This window comes from Caldimonas taiwanensis NBRC 104434 (genome assembly GCF_001592165.1).
Taxonomy (GTDB): domain Bacteria; phylum Pseudomonadota; class Gammaproteobacteria; order Burkholderiales; family Burkholderiaceae_C; genus Caldimonas; species Caldimonas manganoxidans.
The window spans coordinates 161320-186240 of record NZ_BCWK01000004.1 but is presented as its reverse complement, the minus strand read 5'-3'; the positions used below and the strand labels follow the sequence as shown (position 1 = coordinate 186240).

The window sequence follows — 24921 nt, the reverse complement described above, 5'->3', positions numbered from 1 at the left end:
CCGGGGAGTGCTTTTGTGAAACCCGTCGCCAAATCGGCCAAGCTGGCCAACGTTTGCTACGACATCCGTGGGCCGGTGCTGGAAAAGGCCCGTGAGATGGAAGAAGAGGGCCACAAGATCATCAAGCTGAACATCGGCAATTTGGCGGTCTTTGGCTTGGAGCCGCCCGAGGAGATCGTGCAGGACATGATCCGCAACCTGCCGCACACGGCGGGCTATACCGACTCCAAAGGTCTGTTTGCGCCGCGCCGCGCGGTGGTGCATTACACGCAAGAGAAGAACATCCGCGGCGTGACGGTCGATGACGTGTATCTGGGCAATGGCGCATCCGAGTTGATCGCGATGAGCATGAACGCCTTGCTCAACGATGGCGACGAGGTGCTGATTCCTGCTCCGGACTATCCGCTATACACCGCGGTGGTGTCGTTGTCCGGTGGCGTGCCGGTGCATTACATGTGCGATGAGCAGTCCGACTGGATGCCCGACATCGCCGATATCAAGGCCAAGATCACGCCGCGCACCAAGGCGCTGGTGGTGATCAACCCGAACAATCCGACCGGTGCACTGTATCCCGAGTCGGTGTTGTTGGAGCTGGTGGAGATCGCACGGCAGCATCAGCTCATCATTTTTGCCGACGAGATCTACGACAAGACGTTGTACGACGGGCATACCCACACCAGCATTGCCTCTTTGGCCGACGATGTGCTGTTCGTCACGTTCAACGGGCTGTCGAAGAACTACCGCTCTTGTGGCTACCGGGCCGGCTGGATGGTGGTTTCGGGCGAGAAGAAGCATGCGCGGGACTACATCGAAGGCCTGAACATGCTGGCTTCGATGCGCTTGTGTGCCAACACGCCGGGGCAGTTGGCCATTCAAACGGCATTGGGGGGCTACCAAAGCATCAAGGATTTGGTCGCGCCCGGCGGCCGCCTGTGCCGCCAGCGTGACCTCGCGTACAAGCTGTTGACCGACATTCCCGGGGTCACTTGTGTCAAGCCCAAGGCGGCGCTGTACATGTTCCCGCGCCTGGACCCCAAGCTGTACCCGGTGGCCGATGACCAGCAATTCGCCTATGAGCTGCTGGCCGAGGAGAAGGTGCTCATCGTGCAGGGTACCGGATTCAATTGGCCGCATCCCGACCATTTCCGTCTCGTCTTCCTGCCCAACTCCGATGACTTGGCCGAGGCGATCGGCCGCATCGCCCGCTTCCTCGAGCATTACCGCAAGCGTCACTCTCACGGATCGAACGCATGAACTCCTTCCAGAATCCGATGCGCCTGGGCCTGCTGGGCGCTGGCGTCGTCGCCACCGGTGTGGTCAACGTGTTGGCGCGCAACCAGGCCGAGATCCAGCGTCGTGCCGGCCGTGGCATCGTGGTGACCCGTGTGGGGGCCCGCAACCCGGCCAAGGCGCGGGCGGCCCTGGGCGCGGATCTCACGATCAGTGACGATCTGGACGCGGTGGCGACCGACCCGCAGGTGGACATCGTCGTCGAGTTGATCGGCGGCACGACGCGTGCCCGCGAACTGGTGCTCAAGGCCATCGCCGCGGGCAAGCATGTGGTGACGGCCAACAAGGCGCTGTTGGCCGTGCATGGCACCGAGATCTTCGCTGCGGCCAGCGACAAAGGGGTCATGGTGGCTTTCGAGGCGGCCGTGGCCGGCGGCATCCCCATCATCAAGGCTTTGCGCGAGGGCCTCACGGCCAATCGCATCCAGTGGATCGCCGGCATCATCAACGGCACCACGAACTTCATCCTCAGCGAGATGCGCTCCAAGGGGCTGGACTTCGATACCGTGCTGAAAGAGGCGCAGCGCTTGGGCTATGCCGAGGCCGATCCGAGCTTCGACATCGAAGGGGTCGATGCGGCGCACAAGGCCACGATCATGAGCGCAATTGCCTTCGGTGTGCCGATGCAGTTCGACAAGGCTTATGTGGAGGGCATCACCCGGCTGCAAGCGGCCGACATCGCGTATGCAGAGCAGCTGGGCTACCGCATCAAGTTGCTCGGGGTGACCAAGCGCCGGGACGATTTGCCCGCAGGCGGCATCGAGCTGCGGGTGCATCCCACGCTGGTGCCAGCCAAGAGGCTCCTTGCCAATGTGGAAGGTGCGATGAATGCGGTGGTGGTGCACGGCGATGCGGTGGGCTCGACGCTGTACTATGGCAAGGGCGCGGGTTCGGAGCCCACGGCTTCTGCGGTGGTGGCCGATTTGGTGGACGTGACCCGTCTGCACACGGCAGATCCCGATCATCGCGTGCCTCATTTGGCGTTTCAGCCGCACGCGCTGGACGATGTGCCAGTGCTGCCGATCGAAGACGTGGTCACCTCTTTCTATCTGAGGCTGCGCGTGGCCGACCAAACGGGTGTGTTGGCGCGCATCACCGGCATTCTGGCCGAGCATGACATCTCCATCGATGCGGTGCTGCAACGTGAAGCCGGCGATGACGAAAATCAGACCGACTTGATCATCTTGACGCACGAGACCCGCGAAGGTCGCATGAACGAAGCCATCGCAACGATGCAGTCTCTGCCCACGGTGCTGGAGCCCATCGTGCGTATCCGCAAGGAAGAGCTGAACTGAAAGCCATGAAGTACATCAGCACCCGTGGTGACCGTACCGAGCGCGGTTTCTCGGAAATCTTGCTGGAGGGCCTGGCACCGGACGGTGGGTTGTATCTGCCCGTGGCCTACCCCCGCGTGGACGAGTCCACGTTGCGGCGTTGGCGCGGCTTGAGTTATCCCGAGCTCGCCTTCGAAATCCTGTCGATCTTCATCGACGACATTCCCGCTGAGGACTTGCGCGCCTTGGTCCGGCGCACCTACACCAAGGCCGTGTTCGGCACCGAGGCGATCACGCCGCTCAAGCCGCTGGGGGAGGGCTTTTTCCTGCTGGCACTGTCCAATGGACCGACGCTGGCCTTCAAGGACATGGCGATGCAGCTGTTGGGGCAGTTGTTCGAGTACGAACTCGGCCGCCGCGCGGAGGAGCTCAACATCCTGGGCGCGACTTCGGGCGACACGGGCAGCGCTGCCGAGTATGCGATGCGTGGCAAGCGTGGGGTGCGCGTGTTCATGCTCTCTCCGCACGGCCGCATGAGCCCGTTCCAACAGGCTCAGATGTACAGTCTGCAGGATCCGAACATCCACAATCTGGCCATCGAGGGGGTGTTCGACGACTGCCAAGACATCGTCAAAGCGGTTTCGAACGACCTGGAGTTCAAGCGTCGCTACAAGATCGGTACGGTGAACTCCATCAACTGGGCGAGGTTGCTGGCCCAAGTGGTGTATTACTTTGCCGGCTACTTCCAGGCCACCCGCAGCAACGAGGAGCGGGTGAGTTTTTGCGTGCCGTCGGGCAATTTCGGCAATGTTTGCGCTGGTCACGTGGCCCGGATGATGGGGCTGCCAATCCATCGGTTGGTGGTGGCCACCAATGAAAACGATGTGCTCGATGAGTTTTTCCGCACCGGCACCTACCGGGTGCGCAAGGCCGCCGAGACGTTCGAGACCTCCAGCCCGTCGATGGATATTTCCAAAGCCTCGAACTTCGAGCGTTTCGTGTTCGACTTGCTCGGGCGCGATGCCCAGCGCACGTCGCAGCTTTTTCGTGAGTCGGTGGAGCAGGCTGGGGCTTTCACGCTCACGCCGGGCGAGTTCGCCAAGGTGGCCGACTATGGCTTCGTCTCTGGCCGCAGTACCCATGCCGATCGGCTGGCGACCATCCGCGACGTCTATGCGCGGTTTGGCGTCATGATCGACACGCACACGGCCGACGGGGTGAAGGTCGCGCGCGAGCACACGGATCCAGGCGTGCCGATGATCGTGCTCGAGACGGCGCTGCCGGCCAAGTTTGCCCACACCATCCGAGAGGCTCTGGGCCGTGAGCCCGATCGTCCGGCTGCCTTGCAGGGCTTGGAGAACCTCCCCAAACGCTTCACGGTCATGGGGGTCGATGCCGACGCGGTCAAGCGCTACATCGCCGACAATTGCCGTTGAGACGTGCCGGTTGCCAGGCGCGTGGGATGCGAGCATGAAGGTGGTGGGTTTTTGCGGGTACTCCGGGTCGGGCAAGACCACGCTGGTCGAGCAGGTGATCGCCGGCTTGAAGCTGGCAGGCCAGCGGGTGTCGGTGGTCAAGCACGCCCATCACACCTTCGATGTGGACCATCCCGGCAAGGACTCTTGGCGCCACCGGCAAGCCGGTGCCTTCGAGGTGGTGGTGGCCTCTGATCGGCGTTTGGCCAAGATTCGGGAATTCGAGGTGCCCTGCGAACCCACCGTGCACCAGCTCATCGCCGAACTCTACGACTGCGACTGGGTGCTGGTGGAAGGCTTCAAGCATGCTGACCTGTTCAAGATCGAGGTGTGGCGTGCCGCACTCGGGCGGCCAGCGCAGTACATCGAGGATCCTTTCGTGACGGCCATCGCCACGGACAGCCCGCAGCAGTTGCCTTACGCCACCTTGCGCCCGGTGCTGGACTTGAACGATGCGTCCAGCGTGGTGGAGCACCTGTTGCACAATCAGGATCGCTATGAGTACCGCTCCCCGTTCTCCGATGCTCAGCCTGGAGGAGGCGCTGGCCAAGCTGCTGGCAGCGGCTACGCCGATTTCCGGGATTGAAGAGCTGCCCACCGCCCAGTCCTTGGGCCGGGTGCTGGCGCGTGATTTGATCTCGCCGCTGGACGTTCCCCCCCAGGCCAACAGTGCAATGGATGGTTACGCCGTGCGTGCGGCCGATGTGTCCGTGGCCGGTGCGGTCCTGCCGGTGAGTCAGCGTGTGGCGGCTGGACAAGTGGCTGCGGTGCTGCAGCCCGGCACGGCCGCGCGCATTTTCACCGGGGCGCCGCTGCCGGAGGGCGCCGATGCCGTCGTGATGCAAGAGCAGTGCGAACCGCTGGACGGCGCGGTGCGGATTCTCGCAGTGCCGACTCCGGGGCAGTGGGTGCGCCAGCGCGGCGAGGACTTGCGGGAGGGCTCGGTGGTGTTGGGCCGTGGCCTTCGCCTGAGCCCTCAGGCCTTGGGCTTGGCCGCCACCGCCGGTGCAGCGAGCTTGCCGGTGGTGCGCCGCGTGCGAGTGGCTTTGCTGTCCACGGGCAATGAGCTCGTCATGCCGGGCCAGCCGCTGCGCCCGGGGGCCATCTACAACGCCAATCGCGATACGCTGCGCGGGCTGCTGGCTCAGTTCGGCTGTGAGTGTACCGACCTGGGCATCGTGCCGGACAGCCTGGAGGCCACACGTGCGGCTTTGCGCGAGGCGGCCCGTGATCACGATCTGATCCTCAGCTCGGGGGGAGTGTCCGTGGGCGAGGAGGACCACATCCGCCCGGCGGTGCAGGCCGAGGGACGTTTGGACCTGTGGCAGATCGCGATCAAGCCCGGCAAGCCCTTGGCCTTTGGCCATGTCCGACGCGATGATGGCGGCGATGCGGCCTTCATTGGTTTGCCCGGCAACCCGGTGTCGAGTTTCATCACCTTTTTGTTGCTGGTGCGTCCCTTCTTGCTGGCCTTGCAAGGGGCCGATCCCACGGCGCCGCGCGGCGTGTGGTTGGAGGCCGCGTTCGAGTGGCCGCGTCCTGATCGGCGGCGTGAGTTTTTGCGGGTGCGTCGCCAAGAGGACGGGCGCCTGGCCTTGTTTCCGAACCAGAGCTCCGGCGTGCTGACCTCGGCCGTGTGGGCCGAGGGCGTCGTCGATGTGCCGCCGGGGCAAGCGATCGCTCCAGGGGACCGGGTGCGTTTCCTGTCGTTTGCCGAGTGGATGCAATGAGAATCACGGTGAAGTACTTTGCCTCGGTCCGTGAGGCCCTGGGCCCGCAAGAAAGCATCGAAGTGCCCGAAGGCAGTACCGTGGGAAGCCTGCGGGTGTTGCTGCAGTCGCGCTCGTCGGCCCATGCCGAGGTGCTGGCTTCCGGGCGCGTCTTGCGCGCGGCACTGGACCAGGCGTTGTGCGATGAATCGGCCCGCCTGCGGGATGGGGTGGAGGTGGCCTTCTTCCCCCCGGTGACCGGAGGTTGAACATGGGCGGTCCGCGTGTGCGCATTCAGACCGAGGACTTCGACCTGGGGGCTGAGGTGGCGGCCTTGCGGGCCGGTGACCCCGCGGTGGGGGCGGTGGCGGTTTTCGTGGGCACGGTGCGAGACCACAACGACGGCCAAGGCGTCCGTTGCATGGAGCTGGAGCATTACCCTGGGATGACCGAAAAGGCTATCGAGGCCATGATCGACGAGGCGCAGCGCCGCTTCGAGATCCGCGCCGCGCGGGTGATCCACCGGGTCGGTTTGTTGCAGCCGCAGGACCAAATCGTCTATGTGGGCGTGACGTCGGCCCATCGGGCCGAAGCGTTTCGCGCTTGCGAGTTTTTGATGGACTACCTCAAGACCCAGGCACCGTTTTGGAAGAAGGAAACCACCCCGGCCGGTGCCCGCTGGGTCGATGCCCGGCTCAGCGATGACGAGGCGCTGCGGCGCTGGGGCATCGAGGCCCACAACGCTGGCCAAACGGGGGGGCGCTGATGGGAGCGCTGCATCCGACCGCGGCGCTGGCCGTGGGGGTGGGTGCCGGTCTTGGCGGCCTGGCTCGCTGGGCGCTCAGTACATGGCTCAACCCGGCGTGGAAGGGCTTTCCATTGGGGACGCTGCTGGTCAATTGGCTGGGAGGATTGGGCATGGGACTGGCCATGGCCTGGCTGGCACGCCATCCCGACGAAGGTTTGCGCCTGCTGTTGGTGACGGGTTTTCTCGGGGGGTTCACCACGTTTTCTGCGTTTTCGCTGGAGTCGCTGCACCTGCTGCAAAAGGAGCAGTGGCTGCTGTGGGCTGTGCATGGGCTGGGTCATGTCCTGGGGGCGTTGGCGGCCTGCGCCCTGGGTTGGCGGTTGATGCGCGGCGGAATCGGGTGAGGCCAAGCGTCGGGGCTTGATCCAGCGCAAACCTGGTGCTTCGGGGGGCGCGTTTGGCGCCGGGCCCACTTGAAAGTGGGCGCTCCTGCCCCACCTGCGGGAGCAGTTGGAGGTTTCTCATGCGACTGGACAAGCTCACCACGAAGTTCCAAGAGGCCTTGGGCGACGCCCAAAGCCTGGCCTTGGCTCACGACAACCCATATATCGAACCGGCCCATGTGCTGCTAGCGATGCTGCAGCAAGACGATGGCCCCAAGGCTTTGTTGGCCCGCGCCGGCGTGAACACGGCCGGCTTGCACAAGGCGGTGGATGCGGCGATCAAGCGTCTGCCGCAGGTGCAAGGCGCCGAGCAGGTGCAGGTCGGTCGCGACACGGTCACGTTGTTGCAGGCGGCTGAAAAAGAAGCGCTCAAACGGGGCGACCAGTTCGTGGCCAGCGAGATGTTCCTGCTGGCGCTGAGCGACAGCAAGGCCGACATCGGCCAAATCGCCAGAGACCATGGCTTGAGCCGCAAATCGCTGGAAGCGGCCATCGAAGCGGTGCGCGGCGGGCAAGCGGTGGACAGCGCCGATGCCGAAGGGCAGCGCGAGGCGCTGAAGAAGTACACGCTCGATCTGACCGAGCGCGCCCGTCAAGGCAAGCTCGATCCGGTGATCGGCCGCGACGATGAAATCCGACGGGCCATTCAGGTGCTGCAGCGCCGCTCGAAGAACAATCCGGTGCTCATCGGTGAGCCCGGCGTGGGTAAGACGGCCATCGTCGAGGGTCTGGCGCAGCGTATCGTGGCCGGCGAGGTGCCCGACACCCTGAAGGACAAGCGGGTGTTGGTGCTCGACATGGCGGGCCTGCTGGCCGGGGCCAAGTACCGTGGCGAGTTCGAGGAGCGGCTCAAGGCCGTGCTCAAGGAGGTGGCCGCCGACGAGGGGCGCATCATCCTGTTCATCGATGAAATCCACACGATGGTCGGCGCGGGCAAGGCCGAAGGCGCCATCGATGCGGGCAACATGCTCAAGCCGGCGTTGGCCCGTGGCGAGCTGCACTGCATTGGCGCCACCACGCTGGATGAGTACCGCAAGTACATCGAGAAGGATGCGGCACTGGAGCGTCGTTTCCAAAAAATCCTCGTGGACGAGCCCAGCGTGGAGCAAACCATTGCAATTCTGCGCGGCTTGCAGGAGAAATACGAGGTCCATCACGGTGTGGAGATCACCGACCCGGCCATCGTGGCGGCGGCCGAGCTCTCGCATCGCTATATCACTGATCGTTTCTTGCCGGACAAAGCCATCGACCTCATCGATGAGGCTGCGGCCAAGATCAAGATCGAAATCGACTCCAAGCCCGAGGCAATGGACCGCCTGGATCGGCGTTTGATTCAACTCAAGATCGAGCGCGAGGCGGTGCGCAAGGAAACGGACGAGGCCTCCAAGAAGCGCTTGGCGCTGATCGAGGAGGAAATTGCGCGCCTGGAGCGCGAATACGCCGATTTGGAGGAGATCTGGAAGGCGGAGAAGGCCAGCGCCTTGGGCTCGGCGCAGATCAAGGAGGAGATCGACAAAATTCGCTTCCAGATCGAGGAGTTCACTCGCAAGGGTGACTTCAACAAAGTGGCCGAATTGCAATACGGCCGTCTGCCGGAGCTCGAAAAGCGGCTGAAGGAAGCTCAGGCCAAGGAAAGCGATAAGACCAAAGGGGCGAAGGACGGTGGTCGGCCACGCTTGTTGCGCACCCAAGTGGGAGCCGAAGAAATTGCCGAAGTCGTCTCGCGTGCCACGGGCATTCCGGTAAGCAAGCTCATGCAGGGTGAGCGTGAGAAGCTCTTGCAGATGGAGGCGCGCCTGCATGAGCGGGTGGTGGGGCAGGACGAGGCCATCACCGCCGTGGCCAATGCGATTCGTCGCTCGCGTGCGGGGTTGTCGGACCCGAACCGGCCGCTGGGCAGCTTCCTGTTCCTCGGCCCCACGGGGGTGGGCAAGACCGAGTTGTGCAAAGCCTTGGCGGGCTTTTTGTTCGACAGCGATGATCACATGATTCGCATCGACATGAGCGAATTCATGGAAAAGCACTCGGTCAGCCGCTTGATTGGCGCGCCGCCGGGCTATGTGGGCTATGACGAAGGGGGCTACCTGACCGAAGCCGTGCGCCGCAAGCCCTACAGCGTGCTGCTGCTGGACGAGGTGGAAAAAGCCCATCCGGATGTGTTCAACGTGTTGTTGCAGGTGCTCGACGATGGCCGTCTGACCGATGGCCAGGGTCGTACCGTGGACTTCAAGAACACGGTGATCGTGATGACCAGCAACTTGGGCTCGCATCAGATCATGCAGATGGCTGGGCAGGACCCCGAATTGATTCGCCAGGCGGTGTGGGCGGAGGTCAAACAGCATTTCCGGCCCGAGTTCCTCAACCGCATCGACGAGACGGTGGTGTTCCACGCCCTGGACCAGAAGCACATCGAGGCGATCGCGAAGATTCAGCTCAAGCAGTTGGAGCAGCGCCTGGAGAAGATGGACATGCGGCTGGAGGTGTCGCCCGAAGCCTTGGCGGAATTGGCCAAGGTGGGCTTCGACCCGGTGTTCGGTGCCCGGCCCCTCAAGCGGGCCATCCAGCATCGCATCGAGAATCCGGTCGCTCGCCTCATCCTCGAAGGCCGCTTTGGGCCCAAGGATGTGATTCCGGTGGGCGTGGAAAACGGCGAGTTCGTGTTCGGCCGCACCGTGCACTGAGTCCGATCGGCCCGCAGCACCGCTGGCGGAACCTGCGGGCCGAGCCGGACTCTCATGACGATGGATTTTTTACGCACTTTGGCGGCTTCCGTGGCCGCATTGCTGCTGCGGCTCTTGGTTGTGGTCTGCAGCCTCGTGTTCCTGGCCAGCTTGGTGGTCGCGGGCCTGTTTGTCGCAGTGGTGCTCAGCGTGTGGGCGTTGTTGCGGGGGCGGCGGCCGAATCTGGCTGAGCTGGGCCGCTTCCGGGCTTGTCGTTGGCGCGATCTGCGAGCCCGTGCCGGAGCGATGGGGCGTGGACGTTCTTCTGTCTCGAACGAGGTGATCGATGTGCAGGCGCGCGAAGTCCCCTCCCGTTCGGGCGATGCAGGCTCATCGCATTGACGCTGCCTGGCAATGACGCTCAGCGCGCCCCCGCAGACTGCTGCTTGAGCCAAGCGTCGAGCCGCTGCAGTTGGAAGCGCACCAAGGACTGATTGGTTTTGTGTCGGTCCAGCAAGCAGTGCAAGGCCACATCGGGCAGTCCTGGCAGCGGTCGCACGACTTGGTGGTGGCGGTCTGAGGAGGTCAGGATCTCGTGGATCGGTTCGCCCAGATTCAGGGCCAGCCGGGCCATCTGCTGTGCCTTCAAGATCGCCGCCCCTTGGCGGGCCATGTCCAGGGGGGAGGGACCCCGGCCTGCATAACCCAAGGGGGCGCCCAGGTGCACGTCGAAGACACAGCATGACAGCAGACCGGTCATCTGGGCGACCAGGCCGACATAGGCTTCGATGGAGACTTGGGCCGCCGCGGTCGGGGTGGTTTGGGCCGGTGGCGCAGGTGGTGTGTGCGACGGGGGAGCGGCGCGGTCGACCGGCGGTGCATCGAACTGCAGCGTCAGGGGGGTGAGCTGGGGCGGGGATGGGCCCAGGTTGGCTGGCGGCGCGCCGGCCAAGCGACCTCGGGCGGCATTCTTTTGCCAGAAGCCCAGGATGAAGGACCAGGCATCGGCCGGGCGCGAGGGCTGGGGGGCGGCGCGCACGAGCATGCCATGACGCTGCACCACTTGCGCAGACTGCGCGGCGGCCGCCTGTGCGGCCGCGGGGCCCAGTGGCATGATCAACAGACTGGGGCAAACCCAAGCCGGTACGTGCACCCATTGCATCCATTGCCGCAGGGCGTTGGCCGAGCCTTGGCCGGCCATCTCACCCAGCAGCACGACGCTGACCTGGGCGTTTTCCATCAAGACTTTGGCGACGGCTTGTTGGCCTGCCGGGGTGCTTTGCACATCGGTGGAATAGATGTGGATGCGCTGGCCTTCAGGCGAGGCATAGGTGGCGTACTCGATGCTGGCCAACAGGGTGCCGTAGCCTTGTTGACGGATGATGAGCTTTTGCACGGCACTGCCGCCTTGCACAGCGAGTTGGCGCAGCAGTTGGCGCGAGACATTGCCTCCGATGTCGTGCAGCGCGACATGTTGGCTTTGCAAATGTTCGAATTGCAAGCGCAGCGCTTCGGCCGCATCGCAAGTGACGAACAGCTCGCGGGTGTTGGGGCCGGTCAGCCGGCCGATGTCCTGAGAGCCGGCGACCCGGGGGTCGTCACTGTCGCGCGCCATGATTTGCGTGGCCATGGTGTCAGGCATGGTCGGCGCCCATTCGATGGGGCGGTTCGGGGGGCGGGTATCGTCATCCATGCGCTGGACGTAGGACATGGTGCCTCGTGTGGGAAGCGTGGTCGGAGCGTGAAGGCAGTGTAGCGATGCGTTTCATGGGCCCGATACACCCGTTCGGGGGAGGCGGTCGATGGAGTGAGACCTTCTTCACACTGGCGATGAGGGGCTCGCATCGACGTGTCTCGCCGATAGAATGCCTTGCAGCATACAGGAGGCCCCCAGCGCAGCGCGGGCGGCTCGCATGAATTCGGACATGGCATGGAATCGACACGCAACGATCCCGTGGTGATCGTGGGAGCTGGATTGGCCGGACTGACGGTGGCCTTGCACTTGGCAGCCCAGCGGCCGGTGGTGGTGTTGGCCAAGCGCGGCGTGCATGAGGCGGCAACCGCCTGGGCCCAAGGCGGCATCGTCGGGGTGCTGGGGCACGATGACAGTATCGAGAGCCATGTGCGCGATACCCAAGATGCCGGTGCCGGGCTGGTGGACGAGGCGGCGGCGCGCTTCATTGCCGAGCGCAGTGCGGAGGCCATCGAGTGGCTGGTGGCCCAGGGGGTGCCGTTCTCGCCCGATCCGCAGGGCCCGCTGGGGTTGCATCTGACGCGCGAGGGCGGTCATGCGGTGCGCCGCATCGCCCACGCGGCCGATGCCACGGGCAAGGCCATCCACGAGGCGCTGCTGGAGCAGGTGCGCCGACATCCTTCCATCGAATTGCGCGAACGCTGGATGGCCGTGGATCTGATCACTTCGCGCCATCTCAAGCGTGATGAGCCGCCTCGCTGCTATGGGGTGTATGCCCTGGACATCGAGCGCGGCCGGGTTGACACGTTGCCGGCGGCGGCCGTGGTGCTGGCCACCGGTGGTGTGGGCAAGGTCTATCGCTACACCAGCAACCCCGACACGGCCACGGGCGATGGCATTGCGATGGCCTGGCGCGCCGGTTGCCGGGTGGGCAACATGGAGTTCATTCAATTCCACCCGACGTGCCTGTACCACCCTCAGGAGCGCAGCTTTTTGATCACCGAGGCCTTGCGTGGTGAAGGCGCCCATCTGAAATTGCCAGATGGCACGCGCTTCATGCCGGCCCATGACGCACGCGCGGAGCTGGCCCCGCGAGACATCGTGGCGCGTGCGATCGACTTCGAAATGAAAAAGCACGGCTTGGACCATGTGTGGCTCGATGCCACGCATTTGGACGCCGGCTTTCTGAAGGAGCACTTCCCGACCATTTACGCGCGCTGCCTGTCGCTGGGCATCGACATCACGCGACAGCCGATTCCGGTGGTGCCCGCCGCGCACTACACCTGCGGTGGAATCGTGACCGACTTGAACGGGCGCACCGATCTGCCGGGCTTGTATGCCGTGGGGGAGTCGACCTATACCGGCTTGCATGGGGCCAACCGCTTGGCCAGCAACTCGCTGCTGGAATGTGTGGTGCTGGGACGCACGACGGCGCAACACATCCAGGCCCATGCGCGCATGGAAGTGGCCGCGTTGCCGCCCTGGGACGAAAGCCAGGTCGAAGACGCGGACGAGCAGGTGGTGATCGCTCACAACTGGGACGAGCTGCGCCTGCTGATGTGGAACTATGTGGGCATCGTGCGCACGACGCGTCGACTGGAGCGGGCCCTGCACCGCATCCAGTTGTTGCGCAGCGAGATCGACGATTACTACTCCAACTTCCGCGTCACGCGTGACTTGTTGGAGTTGCGCAATCTCGTCGAATGCGCTGAGCTCATCGTGCGCTCAGCCCTGATGCGGCATGAAAGCCGAGGGCTGCACTTCAGCCGTGACTTTCCACGCACGCTGCCGGTGAGTTTCCCAACGATTCTGACGCGCCCGGCGGGCCGACGCTGGGCGGACTCGCCTCCGGGGTGCGGGCTGTGAGGAGCCCTCAGCTGCGCGCGCGCATGGCGGTGCGGGCCTGCACGAACTCGAACGCGTAGGCGACGGCCTCGGTCAAGGCGCGCTCGTTGTCGGCGCGTTCTTTCTCGGTCATGTAAAAGGCCAGATCGACCGTGTGGCGGATGTAGCGTGGCGGCAGCCGGTTCAGTGCCACGCAGGCCACGTCGGCCAGCATGTCGCCATGCACCTGGGGGTAGCGCGTGGCCGCTTGCAATACGGCCTCGAAGACGGGGCGTTCGAAGTAGTTGTGGACGTTGGTGAAATCGGCGGGGCTCATGCGATGCTCCGGAATGGATGGGGCAGTATCGGGGAGCCGACCCTGGTGCGAATCCCGGAATAGCCCCGGCTTCGGTGGCCAACTGTTGGGCCGGGCTCACAGCCGCTGGACCACCCGCATCGAAAAGTCCACGGCCTTGACGTCTTTGGTCAGGCGGCCGATGGAGATGCGGTCCACGCCCGTGGCGGCGATGGCGCGCACTTGGTCCAGACTGACTCCGCCGGAGACTTCCAAGACGGCCCGCCCCGCATTCAAGGCGACGGCTTGGCGCATGCGCTCCAGATCGAAATTGTCCAGCAGCACGCTGGTGGCCCCGGCTTGCAGGGCTTCTTCGAGCTGCGCCAAGGTTTCGACTTCGATCTGGATGCCGATGTCGGCCTGGGCTTGCTGAACCAGCGCCCGGGCGTTGCGAAGCGCGGCGCTGACTCCGCCGGCAGCGGCGATGTGGTTTTCTTTGATGAGGATGCCGTCGTACAGGGCCAGGCGTTGGTTCTGGCCGCCGCCCACGCGCACGGCGTACTTCTGGGCCAGCCGCAAGCCTGGCAAGGTCTTGCGGGTGTCGAGGATGGCGCACCCCCTTGGATTGGGGCTGGCGCCTTCGATGGCTCGCACATACTGCCGGGTGACGGTGGCCGTGCCCGACAGCAGTTGCAGGAAGTTCAACGCCGGTCGCTCGGCGGTGAGCAGCGCACGCGCGTGCGCCTCAATCTCGCACACCACGGTGTCGGCGGGCAGTTCGGAGCCCTCGGCCGCTCGCCAGTGAACTTGCGTGGCCGCATCGACCGTGTGCATGCAGGCATCGAACCACTCGCGACCGCACAGCACGGCCGGCTCGCGTAGCAGCACTCGGGCGCGCACACGTTGGTCGGCAGGCACCAGCTCGGCCGTCCAGTCGCGGCGGCCAAGGTCTTCGAACAAGGCGTCGCGCACATTGCGTGCACGGGCTTCGGCCAGGGTTTCGTCGTGGTCGAACATGGGGTCAGGCCGCTCCGAGATGACGCACGAAACCGTGCTGGGGCTGGGCAATGGCCGTCGGGTGGCGCGCGACGAAGTCGAGCATGCGCTCGATGCAGCCCAGCGCCTGGCTGCGCACGGGTTCGGGCACGGTGATTTCGCCCTTGCCGTGTTCCAAACAGGCTAGCACGCCCTGCAGGGCGTTCATCGCCATCCACGGGCAGTGCGCGCAGCTCTTGCAGGTGGCGCCGTGGCCGGCGGTGGGCGCTTCGATGAGTGTCTTGCCGGGGGCCATCTGGCGCATGCGGTGCAGGATGCCGTTGTCGGTGGCCACGATGTAGGTGCTGGCCTGGCCCTCGACGACGGCTTTCAGGAGCTGGCTGGTCGATCCGACCACGTCGGCTTGTTCGACCACGCTGCGCGGCGATTCGGGGTGGACGAGCACCAAGGCATCGGGATGCTGCTGGCGCAGCAGTTCCAATTCGAGCCCCTTGAACTCATCGTGCACGATGCACGCACCGTTCCACATCAGCATGTCGGCCCCGGTTTGCTCTTGGATGTAGCGGCCCAAGTGGCGGTCGGGGGCCCATAAGATTTTGTGGCCTTGCTCTTGCAAATGCCGCACGATGGCCAGCGCGCAGGAGCTGGTCACCATCCAGTCGGCGCGGGCTTTCACGGCCGCGCTGGTGTTGGCATAGACGACGACCTGGCGGTCGGGGTGGGCGTCGCAGAAGGCGGCGAATTCGTCGGGCGGGCAACCCAGGTCGAGCGAACAGGTCGCTTCCAGGTCGGGCATCAGCACGGTTTTGTCCGGGCTGAGGATTTTGGCCGTTTCGCCCATGAAGCGCACGCCGGCCACGATCAGGGTGCGCGCGGCATGGTCGCGTCCGAAACGGGCCATTTCCAGAGAGTCGGCCACGCAGCCGCCGGTCTCCAAGGCCAAGTCTTGGATGTCGCCGTCGACATAGTAGTGGGCGACGAGCACGGCATCGCGCTCGGCCAGCAGTTGGCGAATGCGCTCTCGGGTGGCCGCTTTGGCCGCAGGCGGCAAGGGTTCGGGCACTTTGGCCCAGGCATGAGCGGTACAGCTGGCGCCTCGGGCATCTTGGCGCGTGTAGTCGTAAATCACGGATTCCATGGCGTCAGGGGCCGTGTGGGGGCGGCCCTCATCGAATAGAAGGACTCAACACCGCATGGTAGCCGAGCCACCCTGCCTGCGGCGCCGGGTGGGGTTCAGGCCAGCAAGTGCTCGGCGTCCATCACTTGAAAGCGTGCCAGCGCGAGGTTGGTGCGTCGTCGGTCGAGAACGACCAGCAGGAACAGGTCGGCATGTTGGTGGACGCTGCGCAGGATGTGTTGGTGCCGATCGAGGGTGATGATGATTTCGTCGACGCGCTGACTGCCGAGGTCGCGCGCGGCGCGGCGCTGCGCCTTGAGCACTTCGGTGGCGGTGGCAGCGGTCAGCTCCAGCGGAAGGTCCTCGACGTCGTCGGCAAGTTGCTGGCCCAGCACCAGGCCGGTGGAGGTGTCGACGATGCAGCCGCCCAGCACGCCTTCGATGCGCATGAGCTGCTCGAGCACGCGCAGCACGCGGGCTTGGTCCAGGCGTGGGCGCAGCGCATCGTCCACGAATTGCGCCGGGCCGATCTCATGGACTTCGGGCAAGGGGGTGAGGCTGCCGCTGGGGCCGGCTGCCTGCGCGGGCTCGGAGGCTTCGGCCGCCGATGCGCAGATCAGATCGTCGATGCGCATCGGAAACTCTCCGCCGGGCAGGGGGGGCTCGCGCAACCGGGCCTGCACCGCCGGCGAGAGGTGCTTGACGCGATTCCAGGTGTTGAGCACGCAGTTCCATACGGCCGATGCGCTGGTCATGGGTTCGGTGCTCACCATCACATTGAGGGCTGTGGGCCAGGGCACTGCCGCGATGCGGGGCGTCAGTGTGGCCAGCGGTGCGGCCAACAAGAAGAGCAAGTGGGGGCACTGCCAATGCTCGCCATGCGCTGCGGCATTGAGGGTGGCGACGATTTCATCGAAGAGTGCTTCGGGCATCGGCGCCATGATGATCGCGCTGAGGTGGCTGCGCTCCATCAACGCAATGGGAATGGCCTGAGCGTCCGGGCTCGGGTCGCGGACATCGGCGTGGTAGATCTTGAGCGGGTCATCGACTCGGCGAGGCAGTGCGGTGCGTTCGATCAGCGCGATCGACGCCAGTGTGCTTTGGTGGCGCAGATGCAGCCGCTCGATGGGCTGCCCCGAAGCGTCGGACAGGGCCTTGATGACACCACCGGCCCATAGGCGTGCCGGGTCGTGCAAGGTGATCTGGCGTGCGGCCAGGTCGAGATCGGCCCTCGATGCCGCCAGGTGCTGACGGATGGCTTCGGCCGGCGAACCCACGATGAACAGGTCGCGGATGTGCTTGTCGACGATGTGGCCACGGTCGGTCACCTCGGTGCTGCGGTTTTCGAGCATCGCGGTGGCCGCAAAACCTTTGTCTTGCTGCGCTTGGGCGTGGCGCAAGGCCCGAGTGGCTGGGCCGCCCAAGGGCAAGAGGTCGCCAAAAAGAGAGGTCAGCATGGCAGGCTCCTCGGTGCAAGGCGGGTCGGGGGCGACGCATCGGCCAGCAGACCGGTCGATGACCGTTCAGTGTAGGCCTTGCCCGTCGCAGCGGCCAGTGTGCGCCGGGGCGTTCCCGGCGAAAGGTCGTTTCGGCCGGATCGAAGGCGAAGGCCCGGCAGCGAGGGTCGGCGTGCTCAGCGCGACCGTGGGCTGGCCAACAGCTCGCGGGCCGAGCATCCCATGGTGCGGCGCACCATGGCACTGAAAGCGCTGGGGCTGTAGCCCAGCTCGGCTGCGATGTGGCCAACCGGCCGCCGAGTGGCTCCGCGAGCGAGCGCATGGGCCAGCACGACCTGCTGGCGCCAGCGGGTGAAGGTGGTGCCCAATTCGTCGCGGAACAGCCGCGCCACGGTGCGCAAGCTGGCGCCGCAGTCGCGGGCCCAGTCCGCCAGGGTGGCATGCCGGGTCGGGTCGGCCAGCACGGCCTCGCAGAGCTGACGCAGCCGCTTGTCACGCGGCAGGTCCACGCCCAGCGGCACCGCGGCAGCGCGGCGCAGTTCGTCCAGCACCAAGGCGCCCAGCAGGCGTTCCCGAGCCAGCTCGGCCGGGGTGAGGTCGGCTTGGCCATCGGGGCGGGTGTCCATTTCCAGCACGAGGGCGCGCAGCAAGGCCGACACTTCCAACACCCGGCATGTGCGCCAGCGCGCCTGCTCTTGGGGCGGGACGTTTGGGCCACATTGGCCTTCGGGTTGGTGCAGGTAGAGGGTGCGCAGATCTGCATCCTCCACCACGGTGACCGCGTGCTCGACCCCGGGGGGGATCCACAGCGCCCGCGAGGGCGGCACGATGTAGCTGCCACGGGCCACGGTCAGGCGTGTGACGCCGGTGGTGGAGATCGCGAGCTGGGCCCAGGGATGGCGGTGTGGCACGACCTGTGTGTCTGCGCGCAGATGGTGCAGTTTGGCGCGCACGGGCCGCGTTCGGCTGGGGGCGTACAGGTGAGGCGTCAGCGGCCCCACATAAGACAGCTCACGTGAACGGAGGGCCGAAGCAGGCTTTGGCATGTTTGCGACAGAAGTTGGCTTCCTATCGTAAACCTGCCGACGTGATCGTGCCTACCATGCGGCCCATGAGCATGACGACACCGAGCGCTTCACGCGCAGCACCGTGGGGGCCCGACGCCCAGACCATCGGCCTGGTGGGCTTGGCGCACGGGACATCGCACTTTTTCCACATGCTGCTGCCGCCCTTGTTTCCCTGGCTGATCGGCGAGTTCTCGCTGAGTTACTCCGAGCTCGGGCTGCTGGTGACGGTGTTTTTCGTGATTTCGGGCGTGGGGCAGGCTTTGTCGGGCTTTTTGGTCGACCGCGTCGGCGCGCGTCCGGTGCTGTTCGTGGCGTTGGCGTGTTTCACGCTGGCAGGACTGGCGGCTGCCTGGGCGTCGGGCTATGGCGGGCTGGTGCTGGCAGCGGCATTGGCCGGGCTCGGCAACGCGCCATTTCATCCGGTGGACTTCACCATCCTCAACAAGCGGGTGTCGCCCCCGCGGCTCGGGCATGCCTTTTCGGTGCATGGCATCACGGGCAATCTGGGGTGGGCGGCCGCACCGGTGTTCATGGCCGGCGTGACGACGGCCACGGGCTCGTGGCGCATGGCTTGCGCCGGGGCGGCCGGCCTGGCGGCTGTCGTGCTGGCCGCATTGGTGTGGCAGCGCCAGGCCCTGGACGATCGCCCGGGGCGCACGGCGCATGCCGCGCAGGCGTCCGCGGTCGCCGTCTCGGACCATCCCATGGCCTTCCTGAAGCTGCCCTCGGTGTGGCTGTGTTTTTCGTTCTTCTTTTGGACCACCTGCGCTTTGAGTGCGATCCAGAGCTTCGCCAGTCCGGCGTTGCGGTCGCTGTATGGCCTGCCGCTGGCGGTGACTTCGCTGGTGGTGACCGGCTACATGCTGGCCGGGGCGGCCGGCATGGTGATCGGGGGCTTCCTCGTGGCCAAGGTGCAGCGGCTTGAACGCATCATTGGCGTGTGCCTGGTGGGCTCGGGCCTGCTGCTTGCCGGGGCCGGGCTGGGTGTCTTGCCCGGGCTGGTGGCCGTGGGGCTGGTTGCGTTGGCCGGGCTGGGCACGGGCATCGCGGGCCCGTCGCGCGACATGCTCATCAAACGGGCGGCGCCGCCCGGGGCCACAGGACGGGTGTATGGCACGGTGTATTCCGGGCTGGATCTGGGCTTTGCCGTGGCGCCTCCGCTGCTGGGGCTGCTCATGGACCGGGGGGCCACCTCGGGCATCTTCTACGCGGCGGCCGGCGCTTTGGCCTTGGCCGTGGGCTCAGCGGCTTGGGTGGGCACGCGTGTGGCTGCGGCAGGCGCCGCGCCGAGACGCGCGCCGGCCTGAAGTGGACCCGCGACGCAAGGGGCAGGGGCCTGGATTCGCCACGCTCGCGTTGCGCACCGGCGGGCCGGGATAATCGGCCCGTTTGCATCGAGGAGTGTGCTGCATGATTCCGACCCCGGCTTCCCGCCTGGCAGGCCACGCGCTGGTCGAGGCCTTGCTTGCACAAGGCGTGGACACCGCTTTTGGCGTGCCTGGCGAGAGTTTTCTGGCCGTGCTGGACGGCTTCTACGAACACCGCGAGCGCATTCGCTTCATCGCTTGTCGGCACGAAGGCGGTGCGGCCTTCATGGCCGAGGCCCAAGGCAAGCTCACGGGGCGGCCTGGGATCTGCTTCGTCACGCGTGGGCCGGGCGCGACCAATGCCAGCATTGGCTTGCACACGGCCTATCAGGATTCCACGCCGATGATTCTTTTCGTGGGTCAGGTGGGCACTGATTTTCGCGACCGGGAAGCCTTCCAAGAGGTGGACTATCGGGCCATGTTCGGCCCCAACACCGGGGGGTTTGCGAAATGGGTGGCCGAAGTGGACCGCCCCGAGCGCCTGCCCGAATATGTGGCACGGGCTTTCCATGTGGCCTTGCAAGGACGTCCGGGCCCGGTGGTGCTGGCGCTGCCGGAGGACATGCTGATGCAGCGCACGGATGCGCCGGTGCTGCCCCGAGTGGAGCCTGCGCAGGCCTGGCCCACGCCAGGCGCATTGCGCCGCATCCGCGAGATGCTGCTGGCGGCGCGGCGGCCGCTGGCAATCGTGGGCGGGGGCGGCTGGACGCCGGCGGCGTGCCAAGCCCTGCAACGGTTTGCCGAAGACTGGCAGTTGCCGGTGGGCTGCGCTTTCCGTTTTCAGGATCTCTTCGACAACGCCCACCCGTTGTATGCGGGGGATGTGGGCATCGGCATCGACCCGAGGCTGGCACAGCGCATCCGCGAGGCCGATCTCATCCTGGCCGTGGGCCCGCGGCTGGGCGAGATGACCACCAGCGGCTACACCTTGATCGAAGCCCCGCGTCCGCGTCAGCAGCTCATTCACATCCATGCCGGGGCGGAGGAGCTGGGCCGCGTCTATGCCGCCCATGTGCTGGTTCAGGCCTCGATGGCCTGCGCCGCGCCTGCCTTGGCCAGCCTGGCCGCGCCGTCGTCGCTCCCGTGGACCGACTGGGTGGCCGGCGTGCGGGCCGACCGCCAAGCCAACCGTGTCTCGACGCCACCGCCTGGGCCCTTGGACTTGGCTGAAGTGGTCAAGACGATGCAGCGTGTGCTGCGTGAACAAGGCCGTGCCGACGCCGTGCTCACCAACGGCGCGGGCAATTACTCGGGTTGGCTGCATCGCTTTTATGAATACCCCGGCTTGGCCGCTGGCCAGCGCACTCAGCTGGCACCCACAGCCGGCGCCATGGGTTACGGGGTGCCGGCGGCCGTGGCTGCCAGCTTGTTGCAGCCGGGGCGCACGGTGATCAACATCGCCGGCGATGGCGACTTCTTGATGACCGGCCAAGAGCTGGCCACCGCCATGGGGTATCGCAAGGCCTCGTCGGGGCCGTTCATCGTGCTGGTGGTGGACAACGGCACCTACGGCACGATTCGCATGCACCAGGAGCGCGAGTTTCCGGGGCGGGTGTCGGGCAGCGACTTGTTCAACCCGGACTTCACGCAATTGGCGCAGGCCTACGGGGCGCAGGCCGCGCGCATCGATCGTACCGAGGATTTCGAACCGGCCTTTCGGGCGGCGCTGGCGCGTCACACCCCGACGTTGCTGCATCTGAAGCTGGATGCCGAAGTCCTGACCAGCCGCACCACGCTCAGTGCGCTGCGGGCCGCAGCGTCGTCGGCGAGGACGTGATGGCCGCCTGGCGTGTGGCCGTGGTCGGTGCCGGGCCGGCCGGCTTGATGGCTGCCGAAACCCTTGCGCGTCACGGTGTGGCCGTGGATGTGTACGAGCGCATGCCTTCGGCTGGACGAAAGTTTTTGTTGGCCGGCAAGGGGGGACTCAATCTGACGCATTCCGAGCCGCCAGCGGCTTTTCTGTCGCGTTACGGTGCGCAACGGTCGGTGGTGGCTCCTTGGCTGGCGGCCTTTGGGGCCGAGGACCTGCGCGCCTGGGCGGCCCGGCTGGGCATCGAGACTTTCGTTGGAAGCTCCGGGCGCGTCTTCCCAAAGGACATGAAGGCCGCGCCTTTGTTGCGTGCCTGGCTGCACCGGCTGCGCGAGGCCGGGGTGCGCTTGCACATGCGCCATCGCTGGACGGGGTGGGCCGGCGAGCGAGGTTTGGCGATGGACACCCCCACCGGGAGTGTGGTGGTGCAAGCCGACGCCGTGGTGCTGGCGCTGGGTGGGGGCAGTTGGTCGCGCCTGGGCTCCGATGGCGCCTGGGTGCCCTGGCTGACTGCGCGGGGCGTGATCGTCAGGCCTTTGCTGCCGGCCAATTGTGGCTTCGATGTGGCTCGGTCCGGTCCGCACGTCCACCCGCAGCTGGGGTGGTCTGAGCATCTGCGCAGCCGCTATGCCGGCCAGCCGCTCAAAACCGTGGTTCTCAGCGCCAAGGGCGTTGGCGGCGAGCATTTCGCGCGCCGCGGCGAATTCGTGCTGACCGACACCGGCATCGAGGGCAGTCTGGTCTATGCGGCGTCTGGCCTGTTGCGCGAGGCCATCGCAGCGCACGGTGCGGTGGATATCCACCTCGATTTGATGCCGGACTGGCCGGCCGAGCGGGTGCTGGCCGAAGTGTCGCGCCCGCGCGGCTCGCGGTCATGGGCCAGCCATCTGCAAAGCCGCTTGGGTCTCAAGGGTCTGAAAGTGGCTTTGCTGCACGAAGTGCTGGGGCCCTTGGCCAAGCACGAGCCCGTGACGGTGGCCGCCACGCTCAAGGCCTTGCCTTTGCGGTTGGTGTCCCCGCGTCCGTTGGACGAGGCCATCAGTACGGCCGGGGGGGTGGCCTTCGAGGCTGTGGACGAGTTTTTGATGCTGCGGCAGCTGCCCGGGGTGTTCTGCGCGGGCGAGATGCTCGACTGGGAGGCTCCTACGGGCGGCTATCTGCTCACAGCCTGCTTTGCCAGTGGTCGTTGGGCCGGCGAGGGAGCGGCCCGCTGGCTCGGGGTGACGTGAGACCCCGCACGCCAATCGAAGCCAAGAAGGTTTCCACGGCCTCGGTGTAGGGCCCCGGGAGGCCCAACTCACGGTTGATTTCGCTGTGGGACAGATCCACTGCGTAGAGCTGGGCTCGCCCGCCCACGCGTTCGATGGCGCGGGCCATGCGTTGATTTTGGTCACGCGCTCGCTGGCGGGAGGCGGCATACACCAGCATCATCGGGGCAGGGGCCTGAGTGAGACGGTGTACTGGCGAGACTTGCTGCCAGAACGACGGATCGGTGCCGAAGGCTTCACGAAACAAGGACCAGGGCTGGTTGTGCATGAGCGCCGGCACGTCCAAGGCGCCGCTGTCCAGACACACCGTGCCCGCCCAGGGGCGCACGCCGTGGTCCCGGGCCAGAGGCTGATCGGCGGCCACCAGCGCGGCCAAGTGGGCCCCGGCCGAATGCCCCATGAGGACCAGCTGGTTCAAGTCCAGGCCCCAGTGCGAGGCATGGGCTTGCACGAAAGCCAATGCCCGAGCCACGTCACGGGCTTGTTCCCATGGATTGGCCTCGGGCAGCAAGCGATAGTTGATGGACACGAAGGCATGACCTTGCGGCACCCATCGTTCGACCTTGTGCTGCACCACTGGGCCCATGGCCTTGTCGCCGTAGCGCCAACCCCCGCCATGCACCATCATCAACAAAGCGCCGCTGGCCGGTCCAAGCGGCAGGTACAGATCCAGCACCTGGCGCGGGTGCTGGCCATACGCCAGGTTGGGCTGCAGTCGATACGGTCCGTCAGGAGGACGGCGGCGCCATGCCTCTGCGCCAGCCGCGCCAGCGCAAGCCGCCAGGGGCAGGCTGACCAGTCCCACACTGCAGCGCAGCAAGTGGCGACGATTCGAGTCCGTGGTCATGTCGATCTGCAGCAAGGCCAAGAGTGCCGTCCATTGTGCGCAAGGTGTGTTAAGCGCATGCCGCTCCAAGGTCAAGAACAATGAAGTGCTCGGGCTGTTAGCTCAGCGCACGCTCCCAGGCCGATGCATCCAGATGCTGCGCCACGGCATCGGCCAGCCGGTTCAGGCTGGCTTCACGCAAGGCGTTCAGGTCGGTGGGTTCGGCCGCGTCGAGCCCGGCCCAGCGCAGCAGCGAGGCCTGGGCTGGCGGTGCATCGAACAGACCATGCACATACGTGGCCAGGATTTGCCCCCCCGGGTCGCGCACCCCTTCGGGTCGGCCGTCCAGGTCCAGCAGCGGATGCTCCAAGGCCGGGCCGGTACTGACGCCGGCGTGGATCTCGTAACCCCACACCATCTCGCCCCCGGGCCGCAGGCGGCCTTGCACCTGACGCAACTGCTTTTGTGGCGCGAGCGTGGTTTCCAAGTCGAGCCAGCCCAGACCCGGCATCGAACCCGGTGGACCCTCCAGACCGTGGGGATCGTGCAGCCAGCGGCCCAGCATCTGCAGGCCGCCGCAGATGGCGATCAGCTTGCCGCCGTAGCGCAGGTGGCGTGCGAGATCACGGTCCCAGCCCCGTTCGCGCAAGGCGCGCAAATCGGCCTGCACGCTCTTGCTGCCTGGCAGAACGATCAGATCGGCCGGTGGCAGTGGCCGGCCGGGGCCGGCGAAAATCAATTCCACCTGCGGATGCACGCGCAGCGCGTCCAAGTCCGTATGGTTCGACAGACGCGGCAACACCGGTACCACCACGCGCAGCCGCGGTTCACCCGGCTTGGTCAGGCGCTCACGGGGCAGGGCGTCTTCGGCATCGAGCATCAGGCCGCTGAGGTAGGGCAGCACGCCCAACACGGGTTTGCCACTGCGCTCCTCCAGCCAGCGCAGGCCGGGCTCTAGCAAAGACACGTCGCCACGGAAACGGTTGATCACGAAACCGCGGATGCGCGCCCGTTCGCTGTGGCTCAGGCATTCCAGCGTGCCCAACAGGTGCGCGAAAACGCCGCCGCGGTCGATGTCGGCCACCAGGATCACCGGGCAGTCCACCGCTTCGGCAAAGCCCATGTTGGCGATGTCGCGCTCGCGAAGGTTCACCTCGGCCGGGCTGCCAGCCCCTTCCACCAGCACCACCTCGTGCGCGGCGCGCAGCCGCGCGTAGCTCTCCAGCACATAGGGCAGGGCCAGCGGCTTGAAGGCGTGGTACTCGATCGCATGGGCATTGAAGCGCGCGCGGCCCTGGATGATCACCTGGGCGCCAGTGTCGCTGTTGGGCTTGAGCAGCACCGGGTTCATGTCCGTGTGCGGTGCCAGCCCACAGGCCTGGGCTTGCAGTGCCTGGGCGCGGCCGATCTCGCCGCCGTCGGCCGTCACCGCCGAGTTCAGCGCCATGTTCTGCGGCTTGAACGGTGCCACACGACGGCCATGCCGATGAAACAGGCGGCCCAGCGCGGCCACCAAGGTGGACTTGCCCGCATCGCTGGTGCAGCCTTGCACCATCAGCGTGCCGTGGAAGCATTCGTAGAAGGACGGCATGGCCCGATTAT

At 65.9% G+C, this 24921-nt stretch carries 22 protein-coding genes; 14 read left to right on the top strand and 8 right to left on the bottom strand.

Going from position 1 to position 24921, the window contains the following annotated elements; genetic code table 11:
• Positions 1 to 15 precede the first annotated feature (15 nt).
• The 10 genes from CTA01S_RS05360 (at position 16) to CTA01S_RS05315 (ending at position 10001) form a co-directional block, all read left to right on the top strand.
• Entirely contained in the window at positions 16 to 1254 is a 1239-nt protein-coding gene (locus tag CTA01S_RS05360) for a pyridoxal phosphate-dependent aminotransferase (protein WP_062193008.1), read from the top strand.
• Positions 1251 to 2585: a homoserine dehydrogenase gene (locus CTA01S_RS05355; protein ID WP_062193004.1), complete on the top strand. Its 1335-nt coding sequence runs from the start codon at positions 1251 to 1253 to the stop codon at positions 2583 to 2585. Before CTA01S_RS05360 ends, CTA01S_RS05355 begins: the two co-directional genes overlap by 4 nt.
• 5 nt (positions 2586 to 2590) lie before the next feature.
• Positions 2591 to 4000: a threonine synthase gene (thrC, locus tag CTA01S_RS05350; RefSeq protein ID WP_019559476.1), complete on the top strand. Its 1410-nt coding sequence runs from the start codon at positions 2591 to 2593 to the stop codon at positions 3998 to 4000.
• A gap of 34 nt (positions 4001 to 4034) precedes the next feature.
• Positions 4035 to 4625, top strand: a complete 591-nt coding sequence (gene mobB / locus CTA01S_RS05345) for a molybdopterin-guanine dinucleotide biosynthesis protein B (protein ID WP_019559477.1) — start codon at positions 4035 to 4037, stop codon at positions 4623 to 4625.
• Positions 4537 to 5769: a molybdopterin molybdotransferase MoeA gene (locus CTA01S_RS05340; RefSeq protein ID WP_026329946.1), complete on the top strand. Its 1233-nt coding sequence runs from the start codon at positions 4537 to 4539 to the stop codon at positions 5767 to 5769. The genes mobB and CTA01S_RS05340 overlap by 89 nt, the downstream gene beginning before the upstream one ends.
• Positions 5766 to 6017, top strand: a complete 252-nt coding sequence (gene moaD, locus CTA01S_RS05335) for a molybdopterin converting factor subunit 1 (protein WP_062193000.1) — start codon at positions 5766 to 5768, stop codon at positions 6015 to 6017. The genes CTA01S_RS05340 and moaD overlap by 4 nt, the downstream gene beginning before the upstream one ends.
• Positions 6018 to 6019: 2 nt before the next feature.
• Complete coding sequence (gene moaE / locus CTA01S_RS05330) at positions 6020 to 6514, top strand: molybdopterin synthase catalytic subunit MoaE (protein ID WP_019559480.1); 495 nt, start codon at positions 6020 to 6022, stop codon at positions 6512 to 6514.
• Positions 6514 to 6900: a fluoride efflux transporter CrcB gene (gene crcB, locus CTA01S_RS05325; RefSeq protein WP_019559481.1), complete on the top strand. Its 387-nt coding sequence runs from the start codon at positions 6514 to 6516 to the stop codon at positions 6898 to 6900. The genes moaE and crcB overlap by 1 nt, the downstream gene beginning before the upstream one ends.
• Before the next feature lie 119 nt (positions 6901 to 7019).
• Positions 7020 to 9620 carry an ATP-dependent chaperone ClpB gene (clpB, locus tag CTA01S_RS05320; RefSeq protein ID WP_019559482.1) on the top strand — a complete coding sequence of 867 codons (2601 nt, stop codon included), beginning with the start codon at positions 7020 to 7022 and terminating at the stop codon, positions 9618 to 9620.
• A 54-nt stretch (positions 9621 to 9674) separates the two neighbouring features.
• A complete protein-coding gene (locus tag CTA01S_RS05315) occupies positions 9675 to 10001 on the top strand; it encodes a hypothetical protein (protein ID WP_019559483.1) in 327 nt (108 codons plus the stop codon).
• Positions 10002 to 10020: 19 nt separating this feature from the next.
• Here CTA01S_RS05315 and CTA01S_RS05310 read toward each other — a convergent pair whose 3' ends face one another.
• Positions 10021 to 11310, bottom strand: coding sequence for a hypothetical protein (locus CTA01S_RS05310; protein WP_019559484.1), 1290 nt, complete (start codon positions 11308 to 11310; stop codon positions 10021 to 10023).
• A gap of 219 nt (positions 11311 to 11529) precedes the next feature.
• Between CTA01S_RS05310 and nadB the strand changes: the two genes are divergently transcribed.
• A complete protein-coding gene (gene nadB / locus CTA01S_RS05305) occupies positions 11530 to 13158 on the top strand; it encodes an L-aspartate oxidase (RefSeq protein WP_019559485.1) in 1629 nt (542 codons plus the stop codon).
• Between the two features lie 7 nt (positions 13159 to 13165).
• Here nadB and CTA01S_RS05300 read toward each other — a convergent pair whose 3' ends face one another.
• The 5 genes from CTA01S_RS05300 to CTA01S_RS05280 form a co-directional block, all read right to left on the bottom strand.
• The gene (locus CTA01S_RS05300) at positions 13166 to 13453 is read right to left on the bottom strand and encodes a late competence development ComFB family protein (protein ID WP_062192991.1); all 288 of its coding nucleotides are present in this window, start codon (positions 13451 to 13453) and stop codon (positions 13166 to 13168) included.
• 96 nt (positions 13454 to 13549) lie between these two features.
• Positions 13550 to 14428 carry a carboxylating nicotinate-nucleotide diphosphorylase gene (nadC, locus tag CTA01S_RS05295; protein ID WP_019559487.1) on the bottom strand — a complete coding sequence of 293 codons (879 nt, stop codon included), beginning with the start codon at positions 14426 to 14428 and terminating at the stop codon, positions 13550 to 13552.
• A gap of 4 nt (positions 14429 to 14432) precedes the next feature.
• Positions 14433 to 15545 (bottom strand): quinolinate synthase NadA, encoded by a 1113-nt coding sequence (nadA, locus tag CTA01S_RS05290; protein ID WP_062192989.1) that lies wholly within the window; start codon positions 15543 to 15545, stop codon positions 14433 to 14435.
• A gap of 95 nt (positions 15546 to 15640) precedes the next feature.
• Complete coding sequence (locus tag CTA01S_RS05285; RefSeq protein ID WP_062192987.1) at positions 15641 to 16981, bottom strand: roadblock/LC7 domain-containing protein; 1341 nt, start codon at positions 16979 to 16981, stop codon at positions 15641 to 15643.
• A 176-nt stretch (positions 16982 to 17157) separates the two neighbouring features.
• Entirely contained in the window at positions 17158 to 18027 is an 870-nt protein-coding gene (locus CTA01S_RS05280; protein WP_019559491.1) for an AraC family transcriptional regulator, read from the bottom strand.
• Positions 18028 to 18092: 65 nt separating this feature from the next.
• On the opposite strand from CTA01S_RS05280, the gene CTA01S_RS05275 reads away from it, so the two are divergent.
• From CTA01S_RS05275 to CTA01S_RS05265, 3 genes are all read left to right on the top strand, one after another.
• The gene (locus CTA01S_RS05275) at positions 18093 to 19355 is read left to right on the top strand and encodes an MFS transporter (RefSeq protein WP_062192983.1); all 1263 of its coding nucleotides are present in this window, start codon (positions 18093 to 18095) and stop codon (positions 19353 to 19355) included.
• A gap of 103 nt (positions 19356 to 19458) precedes the next feature.
• Complete coding sequence (locus CTA01S_RS05270) at positions 19459 to 21192, top strand: thiamine pyrophosphate-binding protein (protein WP_062192980.1); 1734 nt, start codon at positions 19459 to 19461, stop codon at positions 21190 to 21192.
• A complete protein-coding gene (locus CTA01S_RS05265) occupies positions 21192 to 22454 on the top strand; it encodes a BaiN/RdsA family NAD(P)/FAD-dependent oxidoreductase (protein ID WP_062192977.1) in 1263 nt (420 codons plus the stop codon). The genes CTA01S_RS05270 and CTA01S_RS05265 overlap by 1 nt, the downstream gene beginning before the upstream one ends.
• Here CTA01S_RS05265 and CTA01S_RS05260 read toward each other — a convergent pair.
• Positions 22387 to 23361, bottom strand: coding sequence for an alpha/beta hydrolase (locus CTA01S_RS05260; protein ID WP_019559495.1), 975 nt, complete (start codon positions 23359 to 23361; stop codon positions 22387 to 22389). The two genes, CTA01S_RS05265 and CTA01S_RS05260, sit on opposite strands and share 68 nt — an antisense overlap.
• Positions 23362 to 23437: 76 nt before the next feature.
• On the bottom strand, positions 23438 to 24910 hold the full coding sequence (locus tag CTA01S_RS05255) for a cobyric acid synthase (protein WP_019559496.1): 1473 nt from the start codon (positions 24908 to 24910) through the stop codon (positions 23438 to 23440).
• Between the last annotated feature and the right edge of the window lie 11 nt (positions 24911 to 24921).